Genomic DNA, 17102 nt, shown 5'->3' with positions numbered 1-17102 from the left:
GGTCCGTCGGGACGTCCGGTCAGCGCGGCCGGTCAGGCCGCGGAGAACACCACGATCGGCTTGCTGTAGCCGGGACGTTCCTCGGCGAGCGCCAGCACGCTGCCGTCCGGGGCGAACAGCCCGATCGGTCCCGGCCCCAGGTTGCCCGGGGCGATCCGGTTCCCGTGGCTGATCCTGCGCACCTCATCGTGGTCGAGGACCCTGACGGGGAAGGCCGCGGCCACCGCGTCGGCCAACGGGATCGCGCTGAACTCCGTCTCAAGCTGTTCCAGGGTGCGCGCCAGGGCGAGGTCGTAGGGCCCCACCCTGGTGCGGCGCAGCGCGGTCAGGTGTCCCCCGACTCCCAGCGCCACGCCGAGGTCGCGGGCCAGCGCGCGGATGTAGGTGCCGCTGGAGCAGGTCACCCGCGCGTCCACGTCGACGTACCCGTCCACACGCCGGACCTCGCCGATCGCGAACTCCGACACCGTGACCGGGCGTGCCCTCAGCTCCACCGACTCGCCTGCGCGCGCCTTCTTGTAGGCGCGCTGGCCGTTCACCTTGATGGCGCTGACCTGGGGAGGGACCTGCTGGATGGTGCCGGTCAGCGCGGCGGCCCCGGCCCGGATCGCCGCCTCCTCCACCCCCTCGGTGGAGGCGCGGGCGACCGGCTCCCCCTCGGCGTCGTCGGTGGTGGTGGACTCGCCCAGCCGGAGGGTCGCCTCGTAGACCTTCTCCGTCAACGCCAGGTGCCCCAGCAGTTTGGTGCCCTTGTCGATGCCGAGCACGAGCACCCCGGTGGCCATGGGGTCGAGCGTGCCGGCGTGGCCGACCCTGCGTGTCCTGGCGAGCCGCCGGACGCGCGCGACAACGTCATGCGACGTCCAACCGGCCGGCTTGTCGACGATGACGACGCCGTTGGTGGTCATGGTGGTGAGACCGCTTCCTCGTCCTCGGCCCGTGCCGGCCTATTCGTCGTCCTCGTCGTCGCGTTCGCGGGGCACCCGGTAGGGGTCGGCCTCGCCGGCGGGCTGGGCGGTCGCCGCGGAACGGGCCACCTCGGCGTCGGCCTGGCGGGCCTTGGCCAGCAGCTCCTCGATGTGGTAGGCGTTCTGCTGGACCTCGTCCCGCTCGAAGGCGAGGCTCGGTGTGTGGCGCAGTCCGGTCTGGCGCCCCACCTCGGAGCGGATCACTCCCTTGGCGCTCTCCAGCGCCGCGGCGGTACCGGCCTTCTCCTCGTCGGTGCCGAACACCGTGTAGTAGACCGTCGCCTCGCGCAGGTCGTTGGTGAGACGCGCGTCGGTGACGGTCACGAATCCCAGACGCGGGTCCTTGATGCGCCGCTCCAGCATCTCCGCCACGATCCGCTGGATCCGGTCGGCGAGCTTACGCGCGCGTGCGGCGTCAACCATGGTGTCTATTCTTCCTCGTGATTGAAGAGCCGCTGCCGGGCGGAGAGCAGCTCGATCTCAGGGTGTCCCGCGACCAGACGTTCGCACGAGTCCATCACCTCGACGCAGTGCGCCGCCGTGGAGGACACGACCGCGACGCCGATCTGGGTACGACGGTGCAGGTCCTGGTTGCCGGTCTCGGCGACGGAGACCGCGAACTTGCGCTGGAGCTCGGCCACGATCGGCCGCACCACCGAGCGTTTCTGCTTCAGGGAACGGACATCGCCCAGCAGGATGTCCAGGCTCAGCGCACCGACGTACAAGCGGTTCACCCCGGGTTTTCTCGATTTGTCGGACCGACCCCGCGGGGCCGGAAAGAAACGCGGACCGGGGCCCGGCGAGTGCCGGGCCCCGGACCAAGGGCGCGTATCAGTCGCGCGGCTTCTCCTGCATCTCGAACGTCTCGATGACGTCCCCGATGCGGATGTCGTTGTAGCCGACACCGATACCACACTCGTAGCCCTCGCGGACCTCGGTCGCGTCGTCCTTGAAGCGGCGCAGCGACTCGACGGTGAGGTTGTCGGAGATGACGACCCCGTCGCGGATGAGGCGGGCCTTGGCGTTGCGGCGGATGATGCCGTCGCGCACGATCGAACCGGCGATGTTGCCGATCCGCGGCACCTTGAAGACCTCGCGGATCTCCGCGGAGCCGAGCTGGACCTCCTCGTAGATGGGCTTGAGCAGGCCCTTGACCGCGGCTTCGACCTCCTCGATCGCCTGGTAGATGACCGAGTAGTAGCGGATCTCGACGCCCATGCGGTCGGCGAGCTCGCTGTTCTTGCCCTCGGGCCGAACGTTGAAGCCGATGATGATCGCGTCCGAGGTCGCGGCCAGGTTGATGTCGTTCTGCGTGATCGCACCGACACCACGGCCGACGATACGGATGCCGACCTCGTCGCCTCCGGCGTCGATCTTGAGCAGCGACTCCTCCAGCGCCTCCACCGAACCGGACATGTCGCCCTTGAGGAGCAGCGAGAGCTCGCTGCGCTCGCCCTCCTTGAGCGCGTCCTGCCAGTTCTGCATGGTGACCCGGCGGCTGGCCCGCGCCTGCTGGGCGAAGCGCTCGCGCGCCTCACGCTGCTGGGCGATCTGACGGGCGACCCGGTCGTCCTTGACGACCAGGAAGCTGTCGCCGGCGCTGGGAACGTTGGTCAGACCCAGCACCTGGACCGGCCGCGACGGCTCGGCTTCCTCGACGTTCTCGCCGTTCTCGTCCAGCATCGCCCGGACACGCCCGTAGGCGTCGCCACAGACGATGGAGTCGCCCACGCGCAGCGTGCCGCGCTGGACCAGCACCGTCGCCGTGGAACCGCGGCCGCGGTCGAGGAACGCCTCGATGGCCAGGCCCTGGGCGTCCTGGTAAGGGTTGGCCCGCAGGTCCAGCGCCGCGTCCGAGGTCAGCACGACCGCCTCGAGCAGACCGTCGATGTTGGTCCCCTGCTTGGCGGAGATGTCGACGAACTGAACGTCGCCGCCGTACTCCTCGGCCACCAGACCGTACTCGGTGAGCTGGGCCCGCACCTTCTGCGGGTCGGCGCCCTCGACGTCGATCTTGTTGACCGCGACCACGATCGGCACGTCGGCCGCCTTCGCGTGGTCGATGGCCTCGGCCGTCTGCGGCTTCACGCCGTCGTCGGCCGCGACCACGAGGACCGCGATGTCGGTCGCCTGCGCACCACGGGCACGCATGGCGGTGAACGCCTCGTGACCCGGGGTGTCGATGAAGGTGATCTTGCGCTCTTCACCGTCGACCTCGGTGGCCACCTGATAGGCACCGATGTGCTGGGTGATGCCGCCGGCCTCGCCGCTGACCACGTTGGTGTTGCGGATGGCGTCGAGCAGGCGGGTCTTACCGTGGTCGACGTGACCCATGACGGTGACCACCGGCGGACGCGGCCGCAGGCTCTCCTCGCCGCCCTCGTTCTCACCGAACTCGATGGAGAACGACTCGAGCAGCTCGCGGTCCTCGTCCTCGGGGCTGACGACCTCGACGTTGTACTTGAGCTCCTCGCCCAGCAGCTGCAGGGTCTCGTCGGGCAGCGACTGCGTGGCGGTGACCATCTCGCCCAGGTGCATCATGACCTGGACCAGCGACGCCGGGTTGACGTCGATCTTGTCACCGAAGTCCGACAGCGACGCACCGCGCGACAGCCGGATCGTCTGACCGTTGCCGCTCGGGATCTTGACGCCGCCGAAGGACGGCGCCTGCATGTCGTTGAACTCTTGACGCCGCTGCTTCTTGGACTTGCGGGCACGCCCCGGACGGCCACCGGGCCGACCGAACGCACCGGCCGTGCCGCCACCGCGACCGCGACCGCCGCCACCGGGACGGCCGCCGAAGCCACCCGGACGCGGGCCGCCGCCACCGGCGCCACCGCCACCGCCACCCGTACGCGGACCGGCGCCCACGGGGCCGCCGCGACCGCCACCGGGACGGCCGCCGCTACGCCCGCCGGCTCCGCCACGACCGCCGCCGGCACCACCGGGCGGGGTCGGACGCGACGAGGGCATGTTCATGGGGCTGGGACGCGGGCCACCGGGCCGCGGTCCCATGCTGGCCGGGCTGGGGCGCGGACCGCCCGCACCGGGAGCACCGGGGCGCGGCGCCTGCGGACGCGGAGCCTGGGGGCGCGGCGGACCGCCGGCACCCGGAGCTCCCCCCGGACGCGGGGCGCGGTCGGAGCCGCCACCAGGACGCGGGGCGCCCTGGCCGCCCTGGGGCCCGGGACGCGGTCCCGGACGGGGGGCGGGCTTGGGCGCGCCCATGCCCGTGGCGGTCGACGCGAAGGGGTTGTTCCCCGGACGCGGACCCGCCGGGCGCGGACCCGGACGCGGGCCCTTGCCGGACTCGGGACGACCGGAACGCTCGGCGCGCTCCGGACGCTCGCCACGCTCGCCGCGCTCGGGGCGGTTGCCGCCGGGCTTCGGGCCGGACTGGCCCTGCGGGCCCGGCTTGGGAGCGGGGGCACCGGCCCCCGGACGCGGACCCGGCTTAGGGCCGGGCTTGGGCGCGCCGCCCATGGACGGGCCCGAGCGCGCGGCCGGCTTGGGGCCGGGGCGCGGGCCCGGACGCGGGGCAGCGCCATTGGACTCCCCGGACGGCGCCGGGGAGGAGGACTGGGATTCGGCCCGCGGGCGCGGGCGGGGTTCCGAGGGACGCGGACGGCGGTCGCCGCCCTTCTTCTCCGCGGGACCGTTGAAGGCTTCCTTGAGCCGACGGACGACGGGCGCCTCTATCGTCGATGACGCCGAACGGACGAACTCGCCCATCTCGTTGAGCTTGGCCAGAACGACCTTGCTCTCTACACCGAACTCCTTAGCGAGCTCATATACCCGGACCTTCGCCACTACTCTCCTCTACTTCGGTCCGGGACATGGGCTTGTGCCGGACCGTGGCTAGCTGGACGTACTCATCGCTGCGTACTCATCGAGCGCTCATCGCAATCTCGACCCGCTTTCGACTCTTCGCTACACAACAATGGAACAGTTACGCCGGACTTGCCGACATGGCAAGACCCGCCGACCGCCCGAAGCGTACAACCAGGGCGACGGCGAGATCATTCCAACTGTATCCGGAACCGCCGCAGACTCAAACGCGCCCGAGCGCGGCGAGGTGGTCCGCGACGGGCGAGGCATCGACCCGGCGACTCTCGCGAAACGCCCTCGACCACGCCCGGCGCCGTTCCGCCGCCTGCAAACATCGCAGGTCAAAGTGGATGTAGGCGCCCCTCCCCGGCCGGTTTCCCCGGGGGTCGGGGCGCACCATATCGCCGTCGAGCACCAGCCTCAGCAGCTCTCCCTTGGACGCGCGCGTCCGGCAGCCCACGCACGTCCGTTCGGGGGTCGGGGCGGTCCCGGAGCCGCTACTCGTCACCGGCCGGCTCGGCGGAGTCGGCGGCGCGCTCCTGCTCGGCGAGCTCGGCGTCGGAGCGGATGTCGATCCGCCAACCGGTGAGACGAGCGGCGAGACGGGCGTTCTGCCCCTCCTTGCCGATCGCGAGCGACTGCTGGTAGTCGGGCACGATGACGCGGGCGACCCGGGCCGCGGGATCGAGGATCTCGACATGGTCAACCCGGGCCGGCGACAGCGCGTTGCCCACGAACACCGCGGGATCGTCGGAGTAGTCGACGATGTCGATCTTCTCGCCGTGCAGCTCGGCCATGACGTTGCGCACGCGGCTGCCCAACGGGCCGATGCAGGCGCCCTTGGCGTTGACGCCGGGCTTGTTGGACTTCACCGCCATCTTGGTGCGGTGGCCCGCCTCGCGGGCGATCGCCGCGATCTCGACCGTTCCGTCGGCGATCTCGGGCACCTCGAGCTGGAACAGCTTGCGCACCAGGTTGGGGTGGGTGCGCGACAGGGTGACCGAGGGACCGCGGTGCCCCTTGCGCACCTGGACGACGTAGGCGCGCAGGCGGTCACCGTGGTTGTAGGACTCGCCCGGAACCTGCTCCTGGGGCGGCAGGATCGCCTCGATCCGACCGAGGTCGACCAGGACGTTACGCGGGTCCTTGCCCTGCTGGATGATGCCCGAGACGACCTCGAACTCACGGCCGGCGAACTCGCCGAGCGTCAGCTCGTCCTCGGCGTCGCGCAGACGTTGCAGGATGACCTGCTTGGCGGTCGAGGTGGCGATGCGCCCGAACCCCGACGGGGTCGCGTCGTACTCGCGGACGGGCTCGCCCTCTTCGTCGGTCTCGGTGGCCCACACGGTGACGTGTCCGGTGGAACGGTCGAGCTCGACGCGCGCCTTCGTCTCGGTCCCCTCTTGGCGGTGGTAGGCGATCAGCAGCGCGTCCTCGATCGCCTTGACGACGAGGTCCACCGAGATGTCCTTCTCGCGCTCCAGACTGCGCAGGACACTCATATCGATATCCACGGGGCTCCCCCTCTAGTCCGCCGCGTCGCCGTCGGTGTCGCGACGGAATTCCACCTGGATCTTGCCGCGCCCCAGCTCAGTGTAGGCGTGGACCTGATCCCGGCCCTCGACGTCGAAGGTGACGCCGGAGTCGTCGGTGTGCTTCACCCGTCCACGGACCTCTCCGCCGCCCACGAGGGGGGCGTGCACCAGGCGTCCCCGCGCGCGTCGCCAGTGGCGAGGTTCGGTGAGGGGCCGGTCCACACCGGGGGAGGACACTTCGAGCACATAGGGCGCCTTGCCCATCAGGTCGGAGGCGTCGAGCGCGGTGGCCACCTCCTGGCTCACCTCTCCGATGGAGTCGAGGTCGACACCGTCATCGGAGTCGACCACGACGCGCAGCAGGCGCCGCCTGCCCGCCGGGGTGACCTCGACCGCCTCCAGATCCAATCCGGCCTCTGCCAGGACCGGTTCCAGCAACCGAACGAGACGGTCCTGGCGATCCTGCGCGCCCATCAGCGGTCCTCCTCGGCGAATTCCGCCCGCTTCCTCACGGCGACGGGGCGGTCCAGCTCTGCACATAGTTTCGTCCGCGCGTCCGGCACGACGGCGGTTTGCACCCAAGGGTATCCACTCTCCACCGATCCCCAGGCCCGGTCGCGACGCCTCACGGCGGTGGGGCCGCCCGGGCGAGCGTGTCCGGTGGTCCGCGCGGACGCGCCGAGGACCCGCCTCCCCGTGGAAAGATGGGGGTCGCGGCCCCTTTCCCCGTACCCCGTCTCCGTGGTCCCAGGCCGTGGATAGCGTCCCTGTCGTCGTCATCTCGCACGCTGAGGAGGCACGGTTGCGCCCTGAATCGGTCGGCCGCCGCACGGTCATCGCCGGCGCGCTCGCGGGACTGGCCGCGATCACGCTGGGAGGCTGTCAAGGCGCCCGCTGGTATCCCAGCTCGGTCTCGCCCGACGAGTACCTGCTGCGCCGGGTCGTCTCCGAGAAGGAGACGATGGTGGCGCGCTACCGCGCCGCGATCTCCGCGGGGACCGGGCCGGGCGGACTGCTGGAGCGGCTCCTGGCCGACCACGAGGAGCACTTGGCGGAGCTGCGTTCACGGCTTCCCCAGCGCAGCGCCGAGGAGAACGAGGAGAACGAGGTCACCGCCTCCTCAGCCCCCGTCAGCGAGGACGAGGCGACGGACCCCGCCGTCCTGCGGGTGGCCGAGGAGGCCGCGGCCGCGGCACGCGCCCGCCAGGCCGCCGGGCTGGCCGACTCCAGCCTGGCCCAGCTCTTAAGCTCCGTCGGCGCGTGCGAGGCCGGTCACGCCCACCTGCTGGCGATGGAGGTCCGATGAGCGCTTCGCCCACCCCGGAGGAGGACGCCGCGATCGCGGCGTTGCAGGCCGCGCTGCGCGCCGAGTACGCCGCCATCCACGGTTATGGATTCATCGGAGCCCGCTCCAGGGAGACGCGGGCACGCGCCCACGTCGACCTCGACGCGCACCGCGGCCTGCGCGACCGGCTCCGCGCCGAACTGGTCGAACGCGACGCCGAACCGGTGGCCGCCGAATCCGCCTACGCCCTCCCCGAACAGGACGACACGGGGGCGCTCACCGCCTTCGCGGTCCGCTTGGAGGAGACGACCGCGCAGGCCTACCTCGAACTGAGCGCGGTCCCCGACCAGCGGCTGCGCGACCTGGCGGCCCGCTCCCTGCAGTCCGCCACCGTGCGCTCGCTGGTCTGGGGCGCCCAGCTCGCGGCCTTCCCCGGCTTTCCCGGCGGAGCGCCCGGAGCCTGACCCGACGCCGACGGCCGCCGCGGGAAGCCCGCGGCGGCCGTCGTGTCCGCTCGGCGTCGGCTACCCCTCGGCGACGATGGCCGCGACCCGGTCGACCACGGTGTCGACCGGCACCTCCTCGCGTTCGCCGGTGGCGCGGTCGCGCAGCTCCACCACACCGGAGGCCAGCCCCTTGCCGACGATGACCGCGGTGGGAACGCCCAGCAGTTCGGCGTCGGTGAACTTCACCCCGGGGGACACCCCCTTGCGGTCGTCGACGATGACCCGGACGCCCCTGGCCTCCAGCTCCCCGGCCAGGCGCAGGGCGACCTCGATCTGCTCGCCCTTGCCGGTGCCGACGACGTGCACGTCGGCCGGCGCCACCTCGCGGGGCCACAGGATGCCCTTGTCGTCGTGGGACTGCTCGACGATCGCCGCGACCACGCGCGAGACCCCGATGCCGTAGGAGCCCATGGTGATCCGCTTCGGCTTGCCGTCGGGGCCGAGCGCGTCGACCTCGAAGGCGTCGGCGTACTTGCGGCCGAGCTGGAAGATGTGGCCGATCTCGATGCCACGCGCGGCGTAGAGCGTGCCCTCGCCGTCGGGGGAGGGGTCGCCCTCGCGCACCTCGGCGGCCTCGATCGTGCCATCGGGGGTGAAGTCGCGGCCGCACACCAGGTCGACGACGTGGTGGTCGGGACGGTCGGCACCGGTGACCCAGCGCGTGCCCGGAACGACCCGGGGGTCGACGAGGTAGCGCACCTTGTTGTCGAGGAGCGCGCGCGGGCCGATGTAGCCCTTGACCAGGAAGGGGTTGGCCGCGAAGTCGGCCTCGTCGAGGAGCGCGACCTCGGCCGGCTCGACCGCGGCCTCCAAGCGCTTGGTGTCCACCTCGCGGTCGCCGGGCAGGCCGATGCCGAGGATCTCCCACTCGGTCTCGCCGGGACGGCGGATCTTGACCAGCACGTTCTTGAGGGTGTCGGCCGCGGTGAAGGTCCGGCCCAGGCCGGCCCCGTTGAGGAAGTCCACCAGCGACTCGATGGTGGGGGTGTTCGGCGTGTGGTGCACCCGCGCCTCGGGCTGGCCCTCGATCGGCAGGCTGGCGGGGACGGGGGTGCGCACGGCCTCGACGTTGGCCGCGTAGTCCGAGCCGGTGCTGCGGACGAAGGTGTCCTCGCCGGTGGGGGTCTCGGCCAGGAACTCCTCCGACGCCGAGCCGCCCATGGCCCCCGAGGTGGCCGACACGATGGCGTAGCGCAGGCCCAGCCGGTCGAAGATCCGGATGTAGGCCTCGCGGTGCAGCTCGTAGGAGCGGCGCAGCCCCTCATCGTCGATGTCGAAGGAGTAGGAGTCCTTCATGTGGAACTCCCGGCCGCGCAGGATCCCGGCCCGGGGACGCGCCTCGTCCCGGAACTTCTCCTGGATCTGGTAGAGGATGACCGGGAAGTCCTTGTAGGAGGAGTACTCGCCCTTCACCAGGAGCGTGAACAGCTCCTCGTGGGTCGGCCCGAGCAGGTAGTCGGCGCCCTTGCGGTCGACCAGACGGAACAGGTTGTCGCCGTACTCGACCCAGCGGTTGGTGGCCTCGTAGTACTCGCGGGGCAGCAGCGCGGGGAGCAGGACCTCCTGTCCCCCGATACGGTTCATCTCCTCGCGCACCACGCCGGCCACGTTCTCCAGCACGATCTTGCCGAGCGGCAGCCAGGAGTACACGCCGGGCGCGGCACGGCGGACATAGCCACCGCGGACGAGCAGTTTGTGGCTGGGCACCTCGGCGTCCGCCGGGTCCTCGCGCAGGGTGCGCAGGAACAGGGTCGACATCCGCAGCAGCACGGCCACTCCTCGTCTCATCCGGCGGCCCCGGGAGCCGCCGCCACAGTCAAAAGCAGACTCCCAGGCTAGCGGGAGGGCGGGGTACTCGCAGCCGGGCCGCGGCCCCGTGGTGAGGGGCCGAGCCGGCCAGGACGGCCCGCCCCCACGGACGGGAACGGGCCGTCGACGCCCGCCCCTCCCCCGCCATGGACGCCCCGCCCGCCACCGGCCCTACCGTGGAGACGTGCCGAAGCAGCGGCACGGCACGAGCGAGGAACGGACGGGGAGCATGGGCGGCAGGGAACAGGCCGAAGACGGCAACGGGCGACCGGTGATGGAGCTGCTTCGCGACGCCGACCGCGAGGGGGCCTGGGTCCTCGTGGTGGACGGCACCCCCCAGTCCCACGTGGACCTCACCGACCCGACGTACCTGGACTTCGAGTACGTGCGCCGGTTCGGCCACGTCGTGGACCTGCTCGCCCCCGAACGCGCCCCCATCGACGCCTACCACCTCGGCGCGGGCGCGCTGACCCTGGCGCGCTACGTCGCCGCGACCCGGCCCGGTTCCCGGCAGCGCGCCGTGGACATCGACGCCGGGCTCGTCGACCTCGTCCGCCGCGAGCTGCCGTGGGACCGACGCGCCGGGATCCGGGTGGGCACCGGTGACGCGCGCGCCTGGCTGGGCGCGCGCCACGACGGCTCCGCCGACCTCGTGGTCACCGACGTGTTCTCCGGCGCCCGTACCCCCGCCCACCTGACCTCGGTGGAGTTCGCCGCCGAGGCCGCGCGGGTGCTGCGGCCCGGCGGCGTGCACACCGTGAACATCGGCGACGGCGGCCGGCTCCACCACACCCGGGCCCAGGTCGCCACCGCCGCCGCCGTGTTCGGTCACGTGGCGCTGATCGCCGAGCCCGCGGTGCTCCGCGGCCGGCGGTTCGGCAACCTCGTGCTGGTGGCGTCGGACCGGCCGTTGCCCATCGACGAGCTCACCAGGCGCGCCCACCGCGACCCCGACATGGCCCGGTTGCTGGCCGGAGCCGAGCTCGACCGCTTCGTCGCCGGAGCCGTCCCGGTGCGCGACGCCGAAGCCCGGGACTCCCCGGCACCGCCCCAGGACGCCTTCGCCCGTTGAGCCGGGGACGGGTCAGGCCGGCAGCTCCTCCTCGACCATGCGGCCGAACTCGGCCGGGGCGTTCAGCCGCACGCCGGGCCGCCCGTCCTGGGGCGGCGCGGGCTCGGTGCGGATCGCCATCACCGTGCCCCCGCGCCACCACACGATCTGGTCGGTGACCGGCATCCCGCCACGGGCCAATTCCTGGAAGGTCTCCCACATGAACGCCACCACCGACATGGAGCGGCGGGAGCGCAGGGGCGCGAACATCAGCGTGTTGGGAGAGGGCAGCATGGCGAGCGCGCCGTAGGGCATGGGGTCGGCGGACAGTTCCACCAGCCGCATCACGTGCGCGGTTCCCGGCCAGCCATGGCCGGTGACGACGTTGAGCACGGTGTCGGCGGCCTGGAAGACCTTCAGGTCGTAGGTCTCCGTCGCCATGTTGCGCAGGGCGGTGAACCATAGGTCCTGTTTGGTGGTCCCCCAGGCGTGGGCGTGCCGCTTGCCGAGGATCACCGCGCCGTCGGCCGCCGGGCCGGTGCGGACGCACACCGCGGCGGTGACCGATTCGTTGATGGAATAGGCCAGCGGTTCGGGGCCCAGGAAACGGGGGTCACCGAGGACGAGAACACGCAGGTAGGGGGCGACCTGGTACAACGGGTCGCTCAGCAATCGGGCGTGGACGGCCTCGTCGTTGTGGATCCGGTAGGGGGCGTTCATCGGCTCGCTCTCTGGTCGGGGTCGGACGGCGCGCCCGTCGCGGGCGTCGTGGGCCGCTCCGCCCGGTAGGCGGTGGGGAGACCTCGTCGTTGGTAGAGTCTGCGGCATGACCTACCGGACCGGACTCTTCGTCACTCCCCCTCCGTACGCCTCTTAGGGCGTCCGGGCGCGGCCGCGGGGCCGCGTGACAATGGCATATCACGGACGCCCTGCGCCGACGTTCCCGTTCCTCTCGTCGACGTTGGAGTACGTCCATGTCCGGTTCCGCTTCCTCTTCCCGCCTGTCCTCGGGCATCTCCGCCTCCCCGTCCCGGCGCGGCCCCGCGCTTCTCGTCACGGCCGGCCTGCTGTGGGGGACGGGCGGGCTGGCCGGCTCGGTCCTACAGGACCTGACCGGGATCCACCCCCTGGGAACCGCCGCCTACCGGCTTCTGGTCGGCGGCCTGCTGGCGACCGCGGTCCTCGCCGTCTCGGGGCGGCTTCGCCGGGTGCCGCGCACCCGGGCCTCGCTGACCCGGGTGGCCACCGCGGGCGGTCTGCTCGCGCTGTTCCAGTCCGCCTACTTCGCCTCGGTGTGGCTGACCTCGGTGGGGTTGGCCACCCTGGTCACGATCGGCAGTGTCCCGCTGTTCGTCACCGCGGTGACCGCGGTGCTGGAGCGCCGTCGACCGGCGCCCCGCCTGCTGGTGTCGGTGGGTCTGGGCGTGTTGGGGCTCGCGCTCCTGGCCGGCTTCCCCTCCCTGTCCGGTCCCGCCTGGCGGATCGCCCTGGGGCTGGGCTGCGCGTTGGCCGCGGGGGCGCTCTTCTCCGCGCTGACGATCGTCAACCGGCGTCCCGTCGCCGGTCTCGACCCGTTGGCCGTCACCGCCCTGGGGTGTCTGACCGGCGGGCTCCTGCTGCTGCTCCCCGGGCTCGTCGCCGGGATGGCGTTCTCCCCCGCCCCCGCCCCGCTGGGGGTGCTGCTGTACCTGGGCGCGGTACCGACCGCGCTGGCCTACCTCGCCTACTTCGGCGGGCTGCGCTCGGCCCCGGCGACGGTGGCCGCGCTGGCGGCGGTGCTGGAGCCGTTGACCGCGACCCTCCTGTCGGTCGCGCTGCTGGGCGAGCGCCTCAGCGCGGCCGGGACGCTGGGCGCGGTGCTCCTGATGGCCGCCGTCGTCTTGGACCAGTGGCGGCCACGGCGTAGGTAGGGGCCTTCCGGCCGCCTCCCGGGAGGCGGCCGGGGCGTGTCCTCCCTGCCCGGGGAGGACACGCCCGGGTCCGGCGCGGCGTGGCGTCGGATCCGGTGGGCACCTCGCCGTTCCGTCCGAACCGGGTCGGCTGCGGCTCCCCGTCGGCGCGCTCGCGCCGGTCGGCGTGGCGGTGGCCGTACCGATCACGGTCGTCGGGTGGGTCCGGGGTAGCGGCCGCCGCGCCGGCCCGCCTCCTCGGGTCTCTCCGCTCGCCGCGCCCAGCTGCTCGAAAAACCCGTTTGCAAAACCGCACTTGTCAGGCTTTTCCGAAATCGGCCACAGCGGTTGGCGCTCCGCGATCACGGGGAACCTCCCTGTAGGCAATGGCAAGGCATACCGGCGGCACCGTCGCCGGCGCGGCCACCGTTCTCACATGCCGGTGGCCGCTCGACCATGAGGAGAGACCATGTCCCCCTCCACGCCCGCAGCCCCCAGGCCCGGCGGTTGCAACTGCGGCCCCGGATGCAGCTGTGGCTGCCAGAACGGTGGCTCGTGCAGCTGCGGTGGCGGCTGTAACTGACCCGGCCACACGTCCCGAATCGACGATGACGGCGGCAGACTCCCTTCCGACCGCCTCCCCAGCATGGGCCGTCCCTCCGGGACGGCCCATGCGCGCGTCCGGCCACGTGGCGCACGACACACCGTCCAGATGACGGGTCCCGCCTCCCCCAAACGCGAATCTGCGACAATCCGTGACACTCGTCATGCGCGGTGCCACCTTCAAGGGCCCCGCGTCCGCTTCGCCAAGGGGGAAACGACCATGTCCTTCGACATGCCCACGTCCGCGCCAGGCCTGCTCGACGAGCACGAGCAGTTGCGGTCGCGCGTGGAGGAGGTCCGCGATCGGGCGGTCAAAGCCGCGCCCTGGACGCCTCGCTCCCCCCTCCACGGCCGGTTCGGGCCGCGCACGGACATCCCCCTGAGCGACGCGGACAACGCCTTCTACGCGGGGGCCCAGGCCCAGGTCACCGCCTTCGCCGACCTGTGCCTGAGCCTTCTCTCCCTCCACCAGCCGCGCGACGGCGGTGGACTGAGCAGTGGGCCGACCCCCGCGGTGCAGCGTTGCACCTGCTGCATGCTCCTGTGGCCCTGCCCGACCATCCGCGAGATGACCCGGCTGCTCACCTAGCCAGCCGGGAGGCGCCATGCCGTTGCCGACGACCGGGACCACGGTCGATTTCCCGAGGGGCGCCGTGCAGGGCCGTGCCCGCGTCCGGCACGTCCTGCCGTCCCCCCTCGCTCCCGATCGGCGCCTGCTCCTCATCACCGATTCCACGCCCTTCCACCCGCTGGGCCCCACTCCGCTCGGCCAACCCGGGGACACCGGCGAACTCGACACCGCCGGCCGGGTGGTGCCCGTGCTGGACAGCGTCACCGTCGCGGCGCCGCCCGACCGCGACATCGCCTACGTCGGCCGGGACATCCCCGCCCACCCCGCGGGCGCGGGCTGGCGCCACTACGTCGGCCACGTGGTGAGCACACGACGCGGCGGCGCGCGAAGCGGGCTCGTCGGGGCCCGGGTGACCCTACGGGTGGACCCGCGCCGGCGGCTGCTGCTGTCCGCCGGCCACACCGGGCACCATCTCGCCTCGCTCGCGCTCAACGCCGCCCTGACCCCGTACTGGCGCGAGGCGACGGTGACCGACGGACTGGGCTCGCCCGACTTCGACGGCCTGGCACTGAGGACGTACCGCATCCATCCCGGCTCCAGCACGAGCACCTACCGCATCGGGGTCGCCCTGCGCGAACGCGGATTCGACGCCACCGGGCTGGACGCGGCGCTCGCGGACATCGAGGAGCGCGCGAACACGGCACTCGCCGCCTGGCACGAGACCGGGGCACCGGTCCTGCTCCGCGCCACCGGCCCGTTCCTGGACGACCGACGGGTCTGGAGCTGCGCCCTTCCCCCGGGACGGGTGGAGATCCCGTGCGCGGGGACGCACGTACGCGGACTGGACGAGCTGGAACGGCCGTCCCTGCGGCTGCGCCTGGACGAGGAGGGGACCCTCCTCGTCTGCGCGACCAGGACGATCCCGATCGGGTTCTGCCGCGATCCCTGAGACGGGCCGGGAGGACGGGGGCGGCTCAGGCCACCGGCACTCCCATCCGCGCCAACTCGCCGCCGTCCCTGGTGGTGAAGAACCAGTCGCGGAAGCGGGGATGGGGCGCGAGCGGCCCGGCCGGGGCGAGCGCCCGTTCGCCGACCAGGTGGAAGCGGTAACCGTGCGGCTCCAGCAGGGCGCGCAACCGCTCCGCGTCCGCCTGCGGCAGTACCTCGCACAGGATGTCGGGGCGATGCCGCGCGAGGAACTCACGGCCGTGCTCGAACACCTCGGCCTCGGTCCCCTCGACATCGACCTTCAACAGCGTCCGGGTTCCCGGGGCGACCGTGTCGACGAATTCGTCGAGGGCGACGACGCCGACCGGAACGCCATCGTCGAAGCGCAGCTCGCTGGAGTAGAAGCACGGCAGCGCGGAGTCGCCGGAGCGTATCGGCATTCCGATCGTGACCCCCGGATCCCCCACCCCGACATGGTGCAACGTCGTGCGGTTCAGGACACGGTTGCGCACGCAGTTGTCGAACAGGGCGTGGTAGACCTCGGGCACGATCTCGAAGGCGTGGACGCGCAGGTCCTTGTTGACGGCCGTGCCGACGAGGGTGAACAGCCCCGTGTAGGCCCCGATGTCGAACATGACGCCGGCCTGCCGCGCGGCCGCGGCGAACAGCCGGACCGCGAAGTCGTCCGCGGGCTGCGGACGGCGCCCTCCGCCCCAGTACAGCTCCTTGGCGACGACGCAGCGGGCCGGCCGGAGCATGACGTAGTCGACCCCGTCGACATGGCCGGTGACCTCCTCGATCGCCGCCGGGACGGGGAGCCGGCCGGTCTGCCGCAGCCCGGGGGCCGCGATTCCGACCGCCCCGCGCATGGCGAGGTTGGGCAGGCGCCAGCCCAGGACCCGCTTGACGTGCTTCTTCGTTCCGTACCAGCTCCTGCGCCGACCGACGTCGGTGGCCCGGTAGTCGGTCTCCGTCGCCGGCTGTCCCATGTCCGCTCCCTGTGACGCGATGTTGCCCGACCCGCCCAGGCTAGCCGTCCAGGTGACGCCGGTCACGGAAAAACGGCGGAAGCAGGAGGTGGTGGGACCGCGCGGACGGGCGTCCCCCACCAAGGACGGGGCGCGATCCGCCCCTGGTGGGTGACGCGTCCACGCGCCCGCCCCGGCGTGCCACGGACCCAGACCCGCACGTCACCGGAACCGGCGCTGCACCGAAGAACCTAGTGCCACGGCGAGTTCCCGCGCAAGAACGAGATTCGGTAAGGAGGCGCTTCCCCTCGGTGACCTCCCTCCGGACCGGGCACGGCCCGGTCCGTGGTGGAGACGGGCCACCTTCGTGGTCAGCTGGGAAGGGTGAACTGGACCGCGGCGCGATCGGCCAGCAGAGGGGTGACGACGGCCAGCACCGCCTGGTGTTCGGGATGGTCGCGGTAGACGCGGAACGCCTCGTCGTCGGCGAGGTCGGCGACGACCGCGAAATCGTGGTTTCCCGCTCCCAGTCCCAGGTCGGCGCCGTAGGAGTAGGAGAGGAGCTGGGGGATCGCGGCGGGAAGCCGGGAGAGCCCCTCCTCGACCGAGGCGATCTGCTCAGGGGTCACGCCCTGAGCCCAGCGGAACAGCGCGATGTGCCGAATGGTCATGGGAGAAACCTAGCCGACGCGGTACGGCCGCCAGATGCCCGCGCGGGCGTCTGGCGGCCGTACCTGTCATCTCATCCTCTGTCACCCGTCACCGGTCTCCCACGGCCCTGGCGGGGTCGCGGGGCGCGGGCGGCTTACTGCCGCGCGGGGCGGCGCCGGGCGGCGTAGACCGTCACCAGGCCGAGGCCCGCGGCCGTCGCGCCGGCGAGCATCAGGGCGGAGGGGTCGGCACCGGTGACCGGAAGCTCCTTGTCCTCCTTCTCCTTGTCCTTGCCGGAGGCGTCGTCGTCGGAGGCTCCCTTGTCGTCGCCGGAGTCGGCGGCGGGCTGGTTGCCGCTCACCTTGCCGTCGCCGGCGCCGTTGTCACCGCCGGTGCCGGGAGCGGGGTCGGGGCTGGGGGCGGGGTCGTTGCCACCGCCGTTGTCACCACCACCGGGGTTGCCACCGCCGTTGTCACCACCACCGGGGTT

18 protein-coding genes are annotated in these 17102 nt (G+C 72.3%); 6 read left to right on the top strand and 12 right to left on the bottom strand.

Annotation, left to right across the window (positions count from 1 at the left end):
* Positions 1-32 precede the first annotated feature (32 nt).
* The 7 genes from truB to rimP all read right to left on the bottom strand — a co-directional run bounded on the left by truB (position 33) and on the right by rimP (position 6805).
* The gene (gene truB / locus B5D66_RS03275; protein ID WP_078760100.1) at positions 33-908 is read right to left on the bottom strand and encodes a tRNA pseudouridine(55) synthase TruB; all 876 of its coding nucleotides are present in this window, start codon (positions 906-908) and stop codon (positions 33-35) included.
* A gap of 39 nt (positions 909-947) precedes the next feature.
* On the bottom strand, positions 948-1391 hold the full coding sequence (gene rbfA / locus B5D66_RS03270; RefSeq protein ID WP_078760099.1) for a 30S ribosome-binding factor RbfA: 444 nt from the start codon (positions 1389-1391) through the stop codon (positions 948-950).
* 5 nt (positions 1392-1396) lie between these two features.
* Positions 1397-1693: a DUF503 domain-containing protein gene (locus tag B5D66_RS03265; protein ID WP_078760511.1), complete on the bottom strand. Its 297-nt coding sequence runs from the start codon at positions 1691-1693 to the stop codon at positions 1397-1399.
* Positions 1694-1799: 106 nt separating this feature from the next.
* Entirely contained in the window at positions 1800-4778 is a 2979-nt protein-coding gene (infB, locus tag B5D66_RS03260) for a translation initiation factor IF-2 (RefSeq protein WP_078760098.1), read from the bottom strand.
* Between the two features lie 241 nt (positions 4779-5019).
* Entirely contained in the window at positions 5020-5256 is a 237-nt protein-coding gene (locus tag B5D66_RS03255) for a YlxR family protein (RefSeq protein WP_268805077.1), read from the bottom strand.
* Positions 5257-5293: 37 nt separating this feature from the next.
* Positions 5294-6298, bottom strand: a complete 1005-nt coding sequence (gene nusA / locus B5D66_RS03250; RefSeq protein ID WP_078760096.1) for a transcription termination factor NusA — start codon at positions 6296-6298, stop codon at positions 5294-5296.
* 24 nt (positions 6299-6322) lie between these two features.
* Positions 6323-6805, bottom strand: a complete 483-nt coding sequence (gene rimP, locus B5D66_RS03245; RefSeq protein ID WP_078760095.1) for a ribosome maturation factor RimP — start codon at positions 6803-6805, stop codon at positions 6323-6325.
* Between the two features lie 328 nt (positions 6806-7133).
* Between rimP and B5D66_RS03240 the strand changes: the two genes are divergently transcribed.
* The gene (locus B5D66_RS03240; protein WP_078760094.1) at positions 7134-7637 is read left to right on the top strand and encodes a hypothetical protein; all 504 of its coding nucleotides are present in this window, start codon (positions 7134-7136) and stop codon (positions 7635-7637) included.
* The gene (locus B5D66_RS03235) at positions 7634-8080 is read left to right on the top strand and encodes a DUF4439 domain-containing protein (RefSeq protein ID WP_078760093.1); all 447 of its coding nucleotides are present in this window, start codon (positions 7634-7636) and stop codon (positions 8078-8080) included. Before B5D66_RS03240 ends, B5D66_RS03235 begins: the two co-directional genes overlap by 4 nt.
* 60 nt (positions 8081-8140) lie before the next feature.
* Here the strand turns inward: B5D66_RS03235 and B5D66_RS03230 are convergent, their stop codons facing one another.
* Complete coding sequence (locus tag B5D66_RS03230; protein ID WP_200813503.1) at positions 8141-9892, bottom strand: proline--tRNA ligase; 1752 nt, start codon at positions 9890-9892, stop codon at positions 8141-8143.
* Between the two features lie 268 nt (positions 9893-10160).
* Between B5D66_RS03230 and B5D66_RS03225 the strand changes: the two genes are divergently transcribed.
* Positions 10161-11003, top strand: coding sequence for a spermidine synthase (locus B5D66_RS03225; protein ID WP_078760092.1), 843 nt, complete (start codon positions 10161-10163; stop codon positions 11001-11003).
* A gap of 12 nt (positions 11004-11015) precedes the next feature.
* Here the strand turns inward: B5D66_RS03225 and B5D66_RS03220 are convergent, their stop codons facing one another.
* Positions 11016-11702 (bottom strand): hypothetical protein, encoded by a 687-nt coding sequence (locus B5D66_RS03220; protein ID WP_078760091.1) that lies wholly within the window; start codon positions 11700-11702, stop codon positions 11016-11018.
* Between the two features lie 254 nt (positions 11703-11956).
* Here B5D66_RS03220 and B5D66_RS03215 point away from each other — a divergent pair, with 254 nt between their 5' ends.
* From B5D66_RS03215 to B5D66_RS03205, 3 genes are all read left to right on the top strand, one after another.
* On the top strand, positions 11957-12892 hold the full coding sequence (locus B5D66_RS03215; RefSeq protein WP_078760090.1) for a DMT family transporter: 936 nt from the start codon (positions 11957-11959) through the stop codon (positions 12890-12892).
* An 814-nt stretch (positions 12893-13706) separates the two neighbouring features.
* Positions 13707-14063, top strand: a complete 357-nt coding sequence (locus tag B5D66_RS03210; RefSeq protein ID WP_235000703.1) for a hypothetical protein — start codon at positions 13707-13709, stop codon at positions 14061-14063.
* Positions 14064-14079: 16 nt separating this feature from the next.
* Complete coding sequence (locus B5D66_RS03205; RefSeq protein ID WP_078760088.1) at positions 14080-14994, top strand: alanyl-tRNA editing protein; 915 nt, start codon at positions 14080-14082, stop codon at positions 14992-14994.
* A 25-nt stretch (positions 14995-15019) separates the two neighbouring features.
* Here the strand turns inward: B5D66_RS03205 and B5D66_RS03200 are convergent, their stop codons facing one another.
* From B5D66_RS03200 to B5D66_RS25640, 3 genes are all read right to left on the bottom strand, one after another.
* Complete coding sequence (locus B5D66_RS03200) at positions 15020-15982, bottom strand: FkbM family methyltransferase (RefSeq protein WP_078760087.1); 963 nt, start codon at positions 15980-15982, stop codon at positions 15020-15022.
* Positions 15983-16332: 350 nt separating this feature from the next.
* Positions 16333-16632 carry a Dabb family protein gene (locus tag B5D66_RS03195; RefSeq protein ID WP_078760086.1) on the bottom strand — a complete coding sequence of 100 codons (300 nt, stop codon included), beginning with the start codon at positions 16630-16632 and terminating at the stop codon, positions 16333-16335.
* Positions 16633-16766: 134 nt separating this feature from the next.
* Positions 16767-17102, bottom strand: a 336-nt coding sequence (locus B5D66_RS25640; protein WP_200813502.1) for an LPXTG cell wall anchor domain-containing protein, incomplete at its 5' end; no start/stop codon positions are given.

This window comes from Marinactinospora thermotolerans DSM 45154 (assembly GCF_900167435.1).
Classification (GTDB): Bacteria; Actinomycetota; Actinomycetes; order Streptosporangiales; family Streptosporangiaceae; genus Marinactinospora; species Marinactinospora thermotolerans.
This window is presented reverse-complemented; position numbering and strand designations above follow the sequence as displayed.